The organism is Bosea sp. (in: a-proteobacteria), from assembly GCA_023910605.1.
Lineage (GTDB): Bacteria > Pseudomonadota > Alphaproteobacteria > Rhizobiales > Beijerinckiaceae > Allobosea.
This window is the reverse complement of sequence record JAAVVV010000001.1, coordinates 453347-466933: the sequence shown is the minus strand read 5'-3', so window position 1 is coordinate 466933 and position 13587 is coordinate 453347. Positions and strand designations below refer to the sequence as shown.

10 protein-coding genes and 1 pseudogene are annotated in these 13587 nt (G+C 67.0%); 3 read left to right on the top strand and 8 right to left on the bottom strand.

Going from position 1 to position 13587, the window contains the following annotated elements:
* Nucleotides 1-87: 87 nt before the first annotated feature.
* From HEQ16_02400 to HEQ16_02390, 3 genes are read right to left on the bottom strand one after another with little or no spacing between them, the layout of a single operon-like run.
* A complete protein-coding gene (locus HEQ16_02400) occupies nt 88-1113 on the bottom strand; it encodes a DNA polymerase III subunit delta (GenBank protein MCO4052906.1) in 1026 nt (341 codons plus the stop codon).
* 6 nt (nt 1114-1119) lie between these two features.
* On the bottom strand, nt 1120-1671 hold the full coding sequence (locus HEQ16_02395) for a hypothetical protein (GenBank protein ID MCO4052905.1): 552 nt from the start codon (nt 1669-1671) through the stop codon (nt 1120-1122).
* Entirely contained in the window at nt 1658-4297 is a 2640-nt protein-coding gene (locus tag HEQ16_02390; GenBank protein MCO4052904.1) for a leucine--tRNA ligase, read from the bottom strand. The genes HEQ16_02395 and HEQ16_02390 overlap by 14 nt, the downstream gene beginning before the upstream one ends.
* Nucleotides 4298-4467: 170 nt before the next feature.
* Between HEQ16_02390 and HEQ16_02385 the strand changes: the two genes are divergently transcribed.
* Nucleotides 4468-5130 (top strand): YggS family pyridoxal phosphate-dependent enzyme, encoded by a 663-nt coding sequence (locus HEQ16_02385; GenBank protein MCO4052903.1) that lies wholly within the window; start codon nt 4468-4470, stop codon nt 5128-5130.
* 21 nt (nt 5131-5151) lie between these two features.
* Here HEQ16_02385 and HEQ16_02380 read toward each other — a convergent pair.
* Nucleotides 5152-5676 (bottom strand): annotated as a pseudogene (locus HEQ16_02380) (L,D-transpeptidase catalytic domain protein).
* A 166-nt stretch (nt 5677-5842) separates the two neighbouring features.
* Here HEQ16_02380 and HEQ16_02375 point away from each other — a divergent pair.
* Nucleotides 5843-6529 carry a response regulator transcription factor gene (locus tag HEQ16_02375; protein ID MCO4052902.1) on the top strand — a complete coding sequence of 229 codons (687 nt, stop codon included), beginning with the start codon at nt 5843-5845 and terminating at the stop codon, nt 6527-6529.
* A gap of 21 nt (nt 6530-6550) precedes the next feature.
* Nucleotides 6551-7012 carry a Crp/Fnr family transcriptional regulator gene (locus tag HEQ16_02370; GenBank protein ID MCO4052901.1) on the top strand — a complete coding sequence of 154 codons (462 nt, stop codon included), beginning with the start codon at nt 6551-6553 and terminating at the stop codon, nt 7010-7012.
* Here the strand turns inward: HEQ16_02370 and xth are convergent.
* The 4 genes from xth to HEQ16_02350 form a co-directional block, all read right to left on the bottom strand.
* Complete coding sequence (gene xth / locus HEQ16_02365; protein ID MCO4052900.1) at nt 6974-7834, bottom strand: exodeoxyribonuclease III; 861 nt, start codon at nt 7832-7834, stop codon at nt 6974-6976. The two genes, HEQ16_02370 and xth, sit on opposite strands and share 39 nt — an antisense overlap.
* A 332-nt stretch (nt 7835-8166) precedes the next feature.
* A complete protein-coding gene (locus HEQ16_02360; GenBank protein ID MCO4052899.1) occupies nt 8167-8961 on the bottom strand; it encodes a cell envelope biogenesis protein LolA in 795 nt (264 codons plus the stop codon).
* 221 nt (nt 8962-9182) lie between these two features.
* Entirely contained in the window at nt 9183-11828 is a 2646-nt protein-coding gene (locus tag HEQ16_02355) for a cell division protein FtsK (protein ID MCO4052898.1), read from the bottom strand.
* A 254-nt stretch (nt 11829-12082) separates the two neighbouring features.
* The gene (locus tag HEQ16_02350; GenBank protein MCO4052897.1) at nt 12083-13567 is read right to left on the bottom strand and encodes an ammonium transporter; all 1485 of its coding nucleotides are present in this window, start codon (nt 13565-13567) and stop codon (nt 12083-12085) included.
* Nucleotides 13568-13587 lie beyond the last annotated feature (20 nt).

Below are 13587 nucleotides of genomic sequence, written 5' to 3'. Positions count from 1 at the left end.
GCATCGGTTGAAACGCAGGCCCCTCGTCTCCTGCAAGACGGGCAAGTGCAAGATGGGCAAGCTCAAGACAGCAAAGTGTGCGGCGCCTCAGGCTCGTCCCGGGGACAAAGCCAGGTTCCAGAGCACCCGGGCGGCCAGCTCAGGCGCCAGCGGCGCATTGCGACGGGCCTGCACCATCGCCTGGTGCAGCGTCAGGATGCAGTGGTTCAGCGCCGGGCCGCTCCAGCGTGACAATGCGGCCTCAATCAGGCGGCGGCGAGGATAAGGGACGCCGCGCATTGCCTTGACCGCGTCGGCAATCGATTCGCTCCCGTAATCAACGGCATTGCGCGCCTGAAGCAGCGCCTGGGCATGACGCGACACGAAGCCGAGGAGAACAACAGGGTCCTCGCCGCTGGATACGAGGCGCGTGAAGGCGAGATCGACCTTGCCCAGTGTGCCGCTGAAGACGCCGTCCACGATGTCGTCAATCTCACGGGCCGCCGCGTCGCCGACAATGGCGTCGACATGGTCCATCTCGATGCGCTGGCCCTGCCCCGCATAGAGTGCGAGCTTCTCGACCTCGCGGCGAGACATGGCGCGGTCTGCGCCGAGGCGGGTGGCCAGCACTGCGCGCGCGTCACGATCGATCTGGTTCCCGAAATCACGCAACACGGCGTCGATCACCGCATCGAGGCTGCGCGCCTCGTCGGCATAGCATGGCACAGCCAGCCCATGACGGGCGCGCTCCACGGCGAGGCGCACAGGGTTGGTGCGCTGCATGTCGCCGCCTTCGATGATCACGATGGAATCGATCGGCGGCGTCGCCAGGAGCGGCTCTATGGCCGCCAGCGGCAGTCGCGCCGCGCCGGTCACGCGGATGGCGCGCTGGCCGCCGAACATGCCGATGGTGTTGGCCTCGTCCGTCAGGCGTGCCGGGTCGGAGGTGAGGTCGGCGCCATCGATGCGGACCATCTGAAACGGATCGGTGGCGTCGGTGACGCCTGCCGCAGCCAGCTGTGCGCCGCGCTCGGTGATCAGCCCTTGATCCGGGCCATACAGCAGCACGAGCCGAATGGCGCGATCGAGCGAGGCGAGCGCGCGATCGGCCTCGTGGGCCTTGACCGCGACCATGACGGATTACCCGCCCGCAGCGGTGAGCTTGGACGCAAGCTGGAGATGGATCTGCTCGGCGAGAGTCCGGGCCACGCGCTGCTGGGCATCGCGCGCCGCCCTCAGATTGGCGAAGCGCTGCGGCGTGCGCTCATAGGTGGCAAAGCCTGTGATCGAGCCAGCAGCGACCTCGCGCGAGTCGTCGATCTTGATCAGACGGTAATTGGCGCTGGCCTGTACGCTTGCGCTATCGGCGCGCTGGAACTGGCTGTTGACGATGGTGGTCTGCACCGTTTCGTTGGTCGAGACCAGCAAGCGGTAGCGCTTGGGCGTGCCGCTGTCGCGCGCGTCCAGCAAGAACACGAGCTCGTTGCGCAGCGTATGGCCGAGGCGGTCGGGAATCTCGGGAACATCGATCGCCGCAAGCGTGTTCCGAACGCTGTCGCCCTGCGACGAGAAGGTGGTGGGCGCGTAAAGCGGTCTGATGCAGCCGCCGAGACCCAGCGCCACAGTCATCGCCACGACGGCCACCCCGGTGCGCCGCCGCGCCGTGCCAGTGTTGGTTTCAACCGACGACATTCACGATCCTCCGGGGCACGATGATCACCTTCCTGATCGCACGCCCGTCCATGGCACGATCGACAAAATCGAGCGAGCGCACAGTGGCCTCGATCTGCGCGGCATCGGCGTCGGTGGGCACGCTCACGTCGCCGCGCTTCCTGCCGTTGACCTGGACAGGCAGGGTCAGTGTATCTTCCACCAGCAGTTCAGGATCGGCAACTGGCCAGGGGGCTGCCGCCACCATGCCGTGGCAGTGCAACGCCATCCAGCATTCCTCGCCCAGATGCGGCATCATCGGCGCCAGAAGCTGGACCATGACCTGCGCCGCCTCACGCAAGGCGAAGCGCATGTCTGCTGGAGGCTGGTCGGTGGGAAGGGCATCGATCGACTTCGAGATCTGGTTGGCGAGGGTGTAGATGTGCGCCACGCAGCGGTTGAAGGCCAGGCGCTCGAGGTCCTGGCCGACCGCATGCAAGGTGCGATGCGCCACACGGCGCAAGGCAAGCGCATCGTCCGACACGGATGCCGGCTTGTCCACGGGCGGGCCGGCCAGGGCCGCGATCTCGTTCACCAGGCGCCAGGCTCGCTGGACGAAGCGTGACGCCCCCTGCACCCCGTCCTCGGTCCAGATCACGTCGCGATCGGGGGGCGAATCGGACAGCACGAACCAGCGGGCGGTGTCGGCACCATAGGACGCGATGATCTCGTCTGGATCGACCACGTTCTTCTTCGACTTCGACATCTTCTCGATCGAGCCGATCGCGATGGGCGCGCCAGTCTCGACATGAACCGCGCGGCGCTCGCCGCCCTCGCTCTCGATCCGCACATCCGACGGCAGGACAAAGGCGCCGGACGCGTCCTGGTAGGTCTCGTGGACCACCATGCCTTGCGTGAACAACCCCTCGAAGGGCTCCTCGACCGTCGAGAGATGCCCCGTCGCCTTCATCGCGCGCGCGAAGAAGCGCGAATAGAGCAGGTGCAGGATCGCGTGCTCCACACCACCGATATACTGCTGCACAGGAAGCCAGCCGGCGGGGCCATCGACAGAGCCGGGCGTCGTCGGGCTTCCGGTGTTCGCCGGATCCGTGAAGCGGGCGAAATACCAGGACGAGTCCACGAAGGTGTCCATGGTGTCGGTCTCGCGACGGGCAGGCTTGCCGCAGGCGGGACAGGCGCAATGCTTCCAGCCGGGGTGATGATCAAGCGGGTTGCCGGGCCGCTCGAAGGAGACATCATCGGGCAGGCGCACGGGAAGCGAGGCCCTGGGCACGGGCACCGCGCCGCAATCATCGCAATGGATGACGGGAATCGGGCAGCCCCAGTAGCGCTGGCGCGAGATCAGCCAGTCGCGCAGGCGGAAATTGACCTTGCGCCTGGCGACAGGATGCCCGGCGAGGGTCAAACCGGCGAGATGGCCGGCCACCGCCTCGAAGGCCGCCGTGGTGGACAGCCCGTCGAGAAAGCGCGAATTGATCATCACGCCATCCTCGAGATAGGGGCCTTTCCCGAGCGAAAAGCCGGCTGCGTCACCCTCCGGAGGCTGCACCACCGGCGTGATCGGCAGGCCATACTTGCTGGCGAAGTCAAAGTCGCGCTGGTCATGGGCCGGGCATCCGAAGATGGCGCCCGTGCCGTAATCCATCAGGATGAAGTTCGCAACGTAGACCGGCACGCTCAGGTTCGGATCGAGCGGGTGGATGGCGCGGATGCCGGTGTCGAAGCCCAGCTTCTCGGCCGTCTCGATCTCCGCCGCCGAAGTGCCCATGCGCCGGCATGTCTCGCAGAAGGCGGCCAGATCGGTGTTGGTCTCGGCTGCGGCGCGGGCGAGCGGGTGATCGGGCGCCAGCGCCATGAAGGAGGCGCCGAAGAGCGTGTCTGGCCTCGTGGTGTAGATTTCCAGCTCGGACATGCCGGCTGGCATGGCGTCTTCGTCGAGCGCCCAGCGCACCAACAGGCCCTCGGAGCGGCCGATCCAGTTGCGCTGCATCAGCTTGACCTTGTCAGGCCAGCGCTCCAGCCGGTCGAGGCCGTCCAGCAACTCCTGTGAGTAACGCGTGATCTTGAAGAACCACTGTGTCAGGTCGCGCTGCTCGACAGGCGCGCCCGAGCGCCAGCCCTTGCCGTCGATGACCTGCTCATTGGCCAGCACGGTCATGTCGACCGGGTCCCAGTTGACCTTCGCCGAGCGGCGCTCGACCAGGCCAGCCTTCCAGAAATCGAGGAACATGGCCTGCTGATGACGATAATAATCGGCGTCGCAGGTGGCGATCTCGCGCGACCAGTCGAGCGAAAGGCCCATGCTCCTGAGCTGGCCCCGCATGGTCGCGATGTTGGCATAGGTCCACTCTCGCGGGTTCACCCTGTTGTCGCGCGCGGCATTCTCCGCAGGAAGGCCGAATGCGTCCCAGCCCATCGGATGCAGCACATTGAAGCCGCGGGCGCGCTTGTAGCGGGCCACCACGTCGCCCATCGTGTAGTTGCGGACATGGCCGATATGGATGCGCCCGGACGGATACGGAAACATTTCAAGGACATAGTACTTCGGGCGCGGATCATCGTTCCGGGTACGGTACAGATCCTGCTCGTCCCATGCCTTGCGCCAGCGCGGTTCGACATCCTTGGGGTTATAGCGTTCGATGGTCATTCGCCTGATCAGTGCCCAAACCTGGCCGCCAGAGGCAGCCAAACAAAACATGCCTCGCAAACGCCAGTTGCGTGCACGGTGAAGATCCGACTAGGACACGATCAGGCGCGCGCGGTCAACGTGGTTGGCCGTCCGCCATGCGCGGTTTTGCGGTGAGGAAGGCCAGAGGCATGGACGTGACGACCCGTTTCAGGGAGGTCGAGGCGCTTGTCGCAAGGGCGGCGCGCGATGCCGGGCGAAAGCCGCAGGATGTCGCGCTGGTGGCCGTCTCCAAGCTCTTCGACGCCGCCGCCATCACGCCGGTTCTCGAGGCCGGCCATCGCCGTTTCGGCGAGAACTACGTCCAGGAGGCGAGAGCCAAGTGGCCGGCGCTGCGCGAGGCCTTCGCCGGCGTGACCTTGCACCTGATCGGACCGCTGCAGTCCAACAAGGCGCGCGACGCGGTGGCGCTGTTCGACGTGATCGAGACGCTGGACCGCGAGAGCCTCGCGAAGGAACTCGCGCGCGAGATCGCGCGGCAGGGGCGCAGCCCGCGCCTTCTGGTGCAGGTCAACACCGGCGACGAGCCGCAGAAGGGCGGGGTAGGCCCCGCCGATGTCGATGATTTCATCGCACGCTGCAGGACCGGACACGGCCTCGCCATTGACGGGCTGATGTGCATTCCCCCGGCCGACCAGCCGCCTTCGCCGCATTTCGCGCTGCTCGCGGCCATCGCTGGCCGCCACCACCTGACGACGCTCTCCATGGGCATGAGCGCGGACTATGCCGCCGCGATCCAGCTAGGCGCGACGCATGTGCGGCTTGGCAGCGCGATCTTTGGCGCGCGCGCCTGATGGGGCCGGGCGCGCGCCCGCGACGATGAGCCTCGTGCCGCGGCCGAGGCGTGGCAACACCTTGAGGAAGACGGCGCGCGGCGTCGCCATGCATCCGGCGGTCGCGGTCAGGCCAGGACGCGGCAGGTGCCAGAAGATCGCGCTGCCATGGCCGCGGCGGATGGGGGCGTCGTTCCAGCCCAGTTCCACGATGAGGTCGTAAAGATGATCCTCGCGCCACAGGCGTTCCTCGGCCGGGCCGGGGGGACGTTGGATGAGGCGATTGTAGCGCCGGTCGCGGATGTCGTCGCACCAGGCGTCCTGCCGCGTCAGCCAACGGGCGGGCAAGGCGGAGGGCAGGCGCGGGCCCTTGTCCGGGCGCAGGAACAGGCGCCTGAGCGGCAGGATGGCGCGCGGGGTGCCGCCGTCACCCTCCCGCTTGCGGACGATGATGCCGCCCCGGCCGATCGCGCAGTCGAAGACCGAGGCGCCGGCGATGAGAAAGCCGCGTGTGCGGTTGCGCACAGACGGCACTAGCCGCAGCGACGCAATCGGATAACCGTTCATGTCCGCGCGGCGTTTCCGCCGCCCTCCTGCCGCTGCTCATGTGCTCGCCACAACGCTGCGCCAGCATGGACAGCCCAAGGCGGCGCCGCAACGCGGGCTTCGCCTTTCGGGCGAAAGGCGCTATCCTCACGATGCTTCGCTGTCCTTGTATAATGGTTTTCCGAACATGTCCCAGACCTACCGGCTCCTGCTTGTCGACGACGAAGACGTGCTGCGCGAGACGCTTGCCGAGCAACTGGGGCAGTATGCGGAGTTCGAGACGGTGCAGGCGGCCAATGCGCAGGGCGCGATCCAGACCGCCAAGAGCGAACGCATCGACCTTGCGGTGATGGATGTCGGCCTGCCCGACATGGACGGCCGCGACGCGGTGAAGCAGATGCGGCGCGGCGGCTTCAAGGCGCCGATCATCATGCTGACCGCCCAGGGCTCTGATGCCGATACGGTGCTGGGGCTGGAGGCGGGGGCGAATGATTATGTGGTCAAGCCGTTTCGCTTCGCGGTGCTGCTCGCGCGTATCCGCGCGCATCTCAGGCAGCATGAGGCGAGCGAGGATGCTGTCTTTCAGATCGGACCCTACACCTTCCATCCCGGCTCCAAGCTGCTTGTCTCGGGCAAGGGCTCGAAGCTCAAGCTCACCGAGAAGGAAACCGCAATCCTGCGCTTTCTCTACCGGGCGGGGCGCAAGCCCGTGCCGCGCGACGTGCTGCTGCAGGAGGTCTGGGGCTACAACGCCACCGTCACGACCCATACGCTCGAAACCCACATCTACCGCCTGCGCCAGAAGATCGAGCCCGATGTCGGCCGCGCCACGATCCTGATGACCGATCCTGGCGGATACCGGCTCGAACCCTGAGACCGAGGCGAGGGTAGAGCCATGGCACTGGACAAGGACATCGCCATCATGCAGTCGCAGCCATTGCTGGCCGTGCTGCCGCGGGAGGCCCTGCGCCTTCTCGCCTTCTCGGCGGAGACGCGCGTGATGCGGGTCGGAGACATCCTGTTCCGCAAGGGCGACCGCGCCGATGGCGGCTATATCGTCGTGACGGGGCTGCTGGCGCTGGATTCTCGGGCTGACGGATCGCCGGCAGTCGAGCTGGCGCGGCCTGGCTATCTCCTGGGCGAGACAGCGCTGTTCACAGAGGTCACCCGCCCTGCGACCGCGATCGCGCGAGAGCTGTCCACGGTGATGAAGCTGCCGCACAAGGTGATGATGCGCGTGCTCCTCGAGTTTCCCGAGGCGGCCGCCACGATTCGCGATCTCATGGCAGAGCGCGTGCGCGGGCTGACGGCCGAACTCTCAAACGTCAGGCGTGACCTGAGCGCGAGCGACCGCTGATCCTGCCTCGAGGTCCAGCCGGATCGTGACCGGCACATGGTCCGAGGGCCTGTCCCAGCCGCGCGCATCCTTCTCGATGGTCGCAGAGGCGAGGCGCGGGGCGAGGTCCGGCGACACCCAGACATGGTCGAGCCGGCGTCCACGGTCGGCGGCGCGCCAGTCCTGCGCGCGGTAGCTCCACCAGGTGTAGACCTTCTCCGGCTCCGGCCAGTGCTGGCGGATCGCATCCACCCAGCCATGTTCGCGCCGGAAGCGCTCGAGCGTCTCGGTCTCGATCGGGGTGTGGCTGACCACGTCGAGCAGCTGCCGGTGGCTCCAGACATCCGATTCGTAAGGCGCGATGTTGAGGTCGCCGACAAGGATGGCGGAGCGCCCGGTGGGCTTCGCGGCCCCGGCCCAGCGATTCATCTCGTCAAGGAAGGCAAGCTTGTGGGCAAACTTCTCGTTGATGGCGGGATCGGGCTCGTCGCCGCCGGCCGGCACATAGAAGTTGTGGATATCGACGTCGGCGACGAGGCCAGCCTCGGCGCCCAGCGTCACCGAGACATGCCGGGCATCGTTGCGACCGCACATCGCCATGGTGGCGCGGGCGGCGAAGGGCAGTCGGGACAGCACGGCCACGCCATTGTAGCCCTTGTTGCCGATGAAGGCCTGGTGGACGTAGCCGAGCGCTGCGAAATCAGCCGCGGGGAAACGATCATCCGGCGTCTTCGTCTCCTGAAGGCACAGAACGTCAGGCCGCGTCGTCTCCAGAAGCCCCTTCACGATCGGAAAGCGCAGGCGAACGGAATTGATGTTCCAGGTGGTGACGGAGAGCTTCATGGACGGGGCGTCGGAGACAAGGATGAGGGAGCGAAGGCTGTGCCGCTCATGCCCCCGTTGACACGGTTGTGCAAGCGCAAGGACGCCCGGGGCGAAAGCGGGCCCCGAAGCGGAGGCGCCCAACCCCGGGGGGAGGTTGGGCGCTTGCGCTGTGGGGCGCTGCCGGCAGGAGGGATGCCTCCCGGCGTGGGGCAGGGCCGTCTCCGAACGGGGGGGTCAAAAACGGCATTGTGGATCCCCGGAAGGGAAACTGGCGCGCTCATCAAACGATTCAAGCGCCCGGTTTCAGCATTTCAAGGCGCCGGCGGACAATGCGACCGTCAGACCCCGGCTCAGTTGTTGCTGGTCCGGTCATTGTTGATGGTGATCCGGAAGAGCGACGGGTCGGGCCGGCGATCCGTGTCCAGATTCGCCACCTGCACGCTGGTCTCGTATCCCTGCGGATCGATGATCACCCATTGCCTGAGCCGGTCGGCGCGCGGGTCGTAATGCAGGGTGATCCGTGAGGTGCCGCCAAGCGTCGCCCTGTCCTCCATGGTCACGCGGATGAGGTCAGGCCTTGAGGAGACGCCAAGGATCTTGACGTCGCGGCGCAGGTCGATGCGCTCCTTGAGCAGGAATTTGAGCGGCGTCTGGCCGATCAGGTAATTGTCCTGGGTTGCCAGACGCTTGTCGCGCACGGCCACGGTAGTGCCGTCCGAAATCACCTCGATGGTGGCTGGCGGGCGATATTCGAAGCGCATCCGGCCGGGACGGTGGATATAGAGCCGGCCTTCATATCTCCGCCCATCCCCGCCGAACTGCACGAAATCGGCGATGAGCGTGCGGAAGGAGTTCATGTAGTCGTTGACGCGGTCCAGCGCCGCATCCTCGCTCAGCGGACCCGTGGGGGCGGGCCTGACAGGCGTGGTCGCGGCGTCGGGCGTCAGGCGCATCGGTGCGGCGGCCGGGGTCAGCGGCTGGGACGGTGAGGCGGGCGTTGCGGCCGCAGGCGCGGGCGCTGGAGAACGCGCCGAACGCCCAAGTTCGGCCGGGCGGCGAGGCGGGAACGGCACCTGCTGCGCCATCGCGACCTCGGCCACGGGCACAAGCAGCAGGGCGGCCAGCGCGAGGGCTCGCGCGATCATGCTCAATCCTTCCCCTCGGGGTTCGAGGCCGGGCGGCGGTCAAGGATCACGGGACCAGAATGGCCAATATGGCCAAGTCTCGCAGATGCGTCACGCCTCTTCTTCACATGGCGATCCACGCGGCGAAATTCAATCGGATTCCGCCAGGCGCGCCAGGCGGGCGCCTCGAGCAGTCATTCACAAGCCTGTCACGGCGGCGCGGGCTGGCAGCCCCAGGGCCATCAATCCTCGTCACGGCGGCCTTGCGTCTCGACCAGGATCTCGCGCTTGCCGGCATGGTTGGCGGGACCGACGATGCCCTCGGTCTCCATGCGCTCCATGATCGAGGCCGCGCGGTTGTAGCCAATCTGCAGCCGCCGCTGGATGTAGGAGGTGGAGGCCTTGTTGTCGCGCAGGACAACCGCGACAGCCTGCTCATAAGGGTCTTCTGAGGCCGCCCCCATGTCCGACTTGTCGAACACCGCGCCGTCATCATCGGCAGCCGCGCCGGATTCAGTCTCGTCGGCGGTCACCGCGTCGAGATAGTCGGGCCGGCCCTGCGTCTTGAGGTGGGCGACGACCTTCTCGACCTCGCTGTCGGACACGAAGGGGCCGTGGACGCGCGTGATGCGTCCGCCGCCCGCCATGAAGAGCATGTCGCCCTGGCCCAGCAGCTGCTCCGCCCCCTGCTCGCCAAGGATGGTGCGTGAATCGATCTTCGAGGTGACCTGGAAGGAGATGCGGGTGGGGAAGTTGGCCTTGATGGTGCCGGTGATGACATCGACCGAGGGGCGCTGTGTGGCGAGCACGACATGGATGCCGGCGGCGCGCGCCATCTGGGCAAGCCGCTGGATGGTGCCCTCGATGTCCTTGCCTGCCACCATCATGAGGTCTGCCATCTCGTCGACGATCACGACGATGTAGGGCAGCGCCTCGAGATCCATGTCCTCCTGTTCGTAGATCGCTTCGCCGCTGTGGCGGTCGAAGCCGGTCTGGACCGTGCGGGTGATGATCTCGCCCTTGTCGCGCGCCTCGATGACGCGCTGGTTGAAGCCGTCGATGTTGCGCACGCCCAGCTTCGACATCTTCTTGTAGCGCTCCTCCATCTCACGCACCGCCCATTTGAGGGCCACCACAGCCTTCTTGGGGTCTGTCACGACGGGCGTGAGCAGATGCGGGATGCCGTCATAGACCGACAGCTCCAGCATCTTCGGGTCCACCATGATCAGCCGGCATTCCTCGGGCTTGAGCCGGTAGAGAATCGACAGGATCATGGTGTTGATGGCGACGGACTTGCCCGAGCCGGTGGTGCCAGCCACCAGAAGATGCGGCATCTTGGCAAGATCAGCGATCACCGGCTCGCCGCCGATGGTCTTGCCGAGGCACAGGGCCAGCCTGTGCTTGCTCTGCTCGAAATCGGCGGAGGCGAGCAGTTCGCGCAGATAGACTGTCTCGCGCTTGGCGTTGGGAAGCTCGACGCCGATGACATTGCGGCCCTGAACCACCGCCACGCGCGCCGAGACCGCGCTCATCGAGCGGGCGATGTCATCAGCAAGGCTGATGACGCGAGACGATTTGGTGCCGGGCGCAGGCTCGAGCTCGTAGAGCGTGACCACTGGGCCGGGACGGACCTGCACGATCTCGCCGCGCACGCCGAAATCCTCGAGCACGCCTTCGAGCAAGGTGGCGTTCTGCTCAAGCGCATCGGTGGAGATCTGGGGCGCGGCTGATGTCTTGGGTTCGGTGAGAAAGGTGAGGGCGGGCAGGGCGAAGCGGTCTGTGTCGAGCAGCGAGGGCTGGGCTTCGCGCTGCATGCGCTTGCCGGGCCTGGGCGGCGGTGGCGGCGCGGCGACGCGGTGGCTCACGGTCTCGTCATCCGCCTCGTCCTCGTCATCGAGGAAGGGCGCGGGGCTGGTCGGCATGGGTGCGACAGGTCGCGCGACGGAACGCGAGCCGGGCTTCAGGCCGCGCGCCTCGTCAGCGCCGCGCGGGAGCCTGTCCGCAGCCGGTTCATCATGATCGAGGTCTGGGGCGCGGCTGCGTTCAGGCCGCGCGGTGTGCGGAGAATCGCCGAAGCCGGGCTCGAGCCGTGCGCGCTGCGTGCGGCGGCTGCCGCCGTCGTCGGCATGGGCAAGGCCGGTCTGGCCTGCATAGGCCATGCGCTGGCCGCCCGTCCAGCGACGCAGGGCGCCGCGCACGGTCATCAGCATATGCGCGACGGCGCCGACCAGAATGACGCCAAGGCCGGGCTCGGAATCGGCCCGGATGCGGTCCTCATCCTCATCTTCCCCGGCCCAATCCTCCTCGTCGTCAGCATCGCGGGCGAAGGCGTAGCCGGCGGCGGCGGTCAACGAGAGCACGGCGATGGCGAGATAGACGAAGCCGACAAGACTGCCGAAGGCAGAGCCTGACAGGCCGAGCAGATTGCGCGCGCCCAGATGCAGCGTGTCGCCCACCACGCCGCCAAGGCCCGAAGGCAGCGGCCAGCGGCTGGATGGGGGCAGGGCGCTGGCCACGGCCGCGGCCGCCACGGCGCCCAGCAGCCAGAGCACGACCCTCAGGGCGAAACGCCCGAGAGAGCGGGTGCGCAGCAGCTTGAGCGCCCAGGCAAAGGGCGGAAGCAGAAGGCCGACGACGCCGAGCCCGAGCAACTGCATCAGCAGGTCGGCGAAGATGGCGCCCGGCATGCCCATGAGATTGCGGACAGCGCCGTCGGTGGCGTTGTTGAGGCTCGGATCGTCGACGGACCAGCTCGCCAGCGCCACCAGAAGCGCGATCACGGTCGCCAGAATCGCCAGGCCCGCCATCTCTGCGGCGCGGCGGTGGATGAAGTCCCGCAGCGCCGGCGGGAGATGGTCGCTCCAGGAGTGGCGTCTGATCATGCGCATGGTGTCGTCAAGCCCGTCCTCGAGCCATCGATCGTGGCCGATGAGCTGGCGGCGCCCGCCTCGGACGCGCCATCATCGCAAAGATTAGCCAGCGCCCGGTTAAGGCGCGCTTAACCTTGTGCGTCTTGCCAGCCGCGAAGTGCGAAAGCCGCCAGGCCAGAAGGCCGCAGCCAGCCGGACAGCCCCGGGCTCGACGAAAAACCCCGGCGCTGGAGGCGCCGGGGTGAAGGCCGATCAATCGGGACGGCGCTGGATCAGTAGTTGTAGGCGCGCTCGCCATGTTCGGCGATGTCGAGACCCTCGCGCTCCTGATCGGAGGTGACGCGCAGGCCGATGATGACATCGACGATCTTGAACAGGATGAGCGAGCCCATGCCGGTCCAGACGATCGTGAACAGCACAGCCTTGAGCTGGGCCCAGACCGCGATGCCGAGGGCATAGGCCCCGACGGCGAGCTCGCCAGGCTTGCTCTCGTAGTCTGGGATGCCGGCGCCGCCGAGGGCGGTGTTGACCAGAATGCCGGTGGCGATGGCGCCGATCATGCCGCCGACGGCATGAATGCCGAACACGTCGAGCGAGTCGTCGTAACCAAAGGCGTTCTTCACGGTCGAGCAGAAGACGAAGCAGACTGCGCCGGCCATGAGGCCCAGCATGATGCAGCCCATCGGGCCGGCGAAGCCGGCGGCCGGGGTGACCGCGACGAGGCCCGCCACAGCGCCCGACACCATGCCGAGCAGCGAGGGTTTGCCCTTGGCTGCCCACTCCGCGAACAGCCAGGCGACGGCCGCAGCGGCGGTAGCCACGAAGGTGTTGATCATGGCCAGGGCGGCGGTGCCGTTGGCCTCGAGGTTGGAGCCGGCGTTGAAGCCGAACCAGCCCACCCAGAGCAGGGCGGCGCCGATCATGGTCATGGTCAGCGAGTGCGGCGCCATCAGCTCCTTGCCGTAGCCGACGCGCTTGCCGATGAGCAGGCAGCCCACCAGGCCGGCAACGCCGGCATTGATGTGGACCACCGTGCCGCCGGCGAAGTCGAGCGCGCCCCACTGGAAGAGCAAGCCCGCATCGGCCTTGACGGCGTTCAGGGCAGCTTCGGCGGCGGCCTTCCTGGCGGCGTCAGAGCCAGCCTCGACCACGGCCCTGGCGGCGGCGGCGACGGCGTCCGGGCCGGCCCAGTACCAGACCATGTGGGCCATGGGCAGGTAAATGAAGGTGACCCAGAGGACCGAGAACAGCACAAGCGCCGAGAACTTCATGCGCTCGGCAAAGGCGCCGACGATGAGGGCGGGCGTGATGCAGGCGAAGGTCATCTGGAAGCAGACATAGACCAGCTCGGGGATGACGACTCCGTTGGAGAAGGTGGCGACTGTCGTGGTGGCGTCGACGCCGGAGAGGAAGGCCTTGGAGAAGCCGCCCACGAAGTCATTGAGGCCGCCGCCATTGGTGAAGGCGAGGGAGTAGCCGTAGACCACCCAGATCAGCATGGTGATGCAGACCACGGCGAAGACCTGGGTCAGCACCGAAAGCATGTTCTTGCTGCGCACGAGGCCGCCATAGAACAGGGCGAGGCCCGGAATGGTCATCAGAAGGACCAGCACCGTGGCTATCATCATGAAGGCGGTGTCGCCCTTGTTGGGCACGGGCGCGGCGGGCGCCTGGGCGAGCGCAGGCCCAGCCATCAGCGCCGCGATGAGGAGGGAGGCGCCGACGAGGCCCGCTCCCGAACGAAGTGACTTCAACATGGGGTTGGTCTCCGAAAAAT

What these genes read in the sequence shown, in the direction of transcription:
- HEQ16_02400 (MCO4052906.1), bottom strand. Translation starts at nt 1,113, where the DNA reads ATGGTCGCGGTCAAGGCCCACGAGGCCGATCGCGCGCTCGCCTCGCTC.
- HEQ16_02395 (MCO4052905.1), bottom strand. Translation starts at nt 1,671, where the DNA reads ATGTCGTCGGTTGAAACCAACACTGGCACGGCGCGGCGGCGCACCGGG.
- HEQ16_02390 (MCO4052904.1), bottom strand. Translation starts at nt 4,297, where the DNA reads ATGACCATCGAACGCTATAACCCCAAGGATGTCGAACCGCGCTGGCGC.
- HEQ16_02385 (MCO4052903.1), top strand. Translation starts at nt 4,468, where the DNA reads ATGGACGTGACGACCCGTTTCAGGGAGGTCGAGGCGCTTGTCGCAAGG.
- HEQ16_02375 (MCO4052902.1), top strand. Translation starts at nt 5,843, where the DNA reads ATGTCCCAGACCTACCGGCTCCTGCTTGTCGACGACGAAGACGTGCTG.
- HEQ16_02370 (MCO4052901.1), top strand. Translation starts at nt 6,551, where the DNA reads ATGGCACTGGACAAGGACATCGCCATCATGCAGTCGCAGCCATTGCTG.
- xth (MCO4052900.1), bottom strand. Translation starts at nt 7,834, where the DNA reads ATGAAGCTCTCCGTCACCACCTGGAACATCAATTCCGTTCGCCTGCGC.
- HEQ16_02360 (MCO4052899.1), bottom strand. Translation starts at nt 8,961, where the DNA reads ATGATCGCGCGAGCCCTCGCGCTGGCCGCCCTGCTGCTTGTGCCCGTG.
- HEQ16_02355 (MCO4052898.1), bottom strand. Translation starts at nt 11,828, where the DNA reads ATGCGCATGATCAGACGCCACTCCTGGAGCGACCATCTCCCGCCGGCG.
- HEQ16_02350 (MCO4052897.1), bottom strand. Translation starts at nt 13,567, where the DNA reads ATGTTGAAGTCACTTCGTTCGGGAGCGGGCCTCGTCGGCGCCTCCCTC.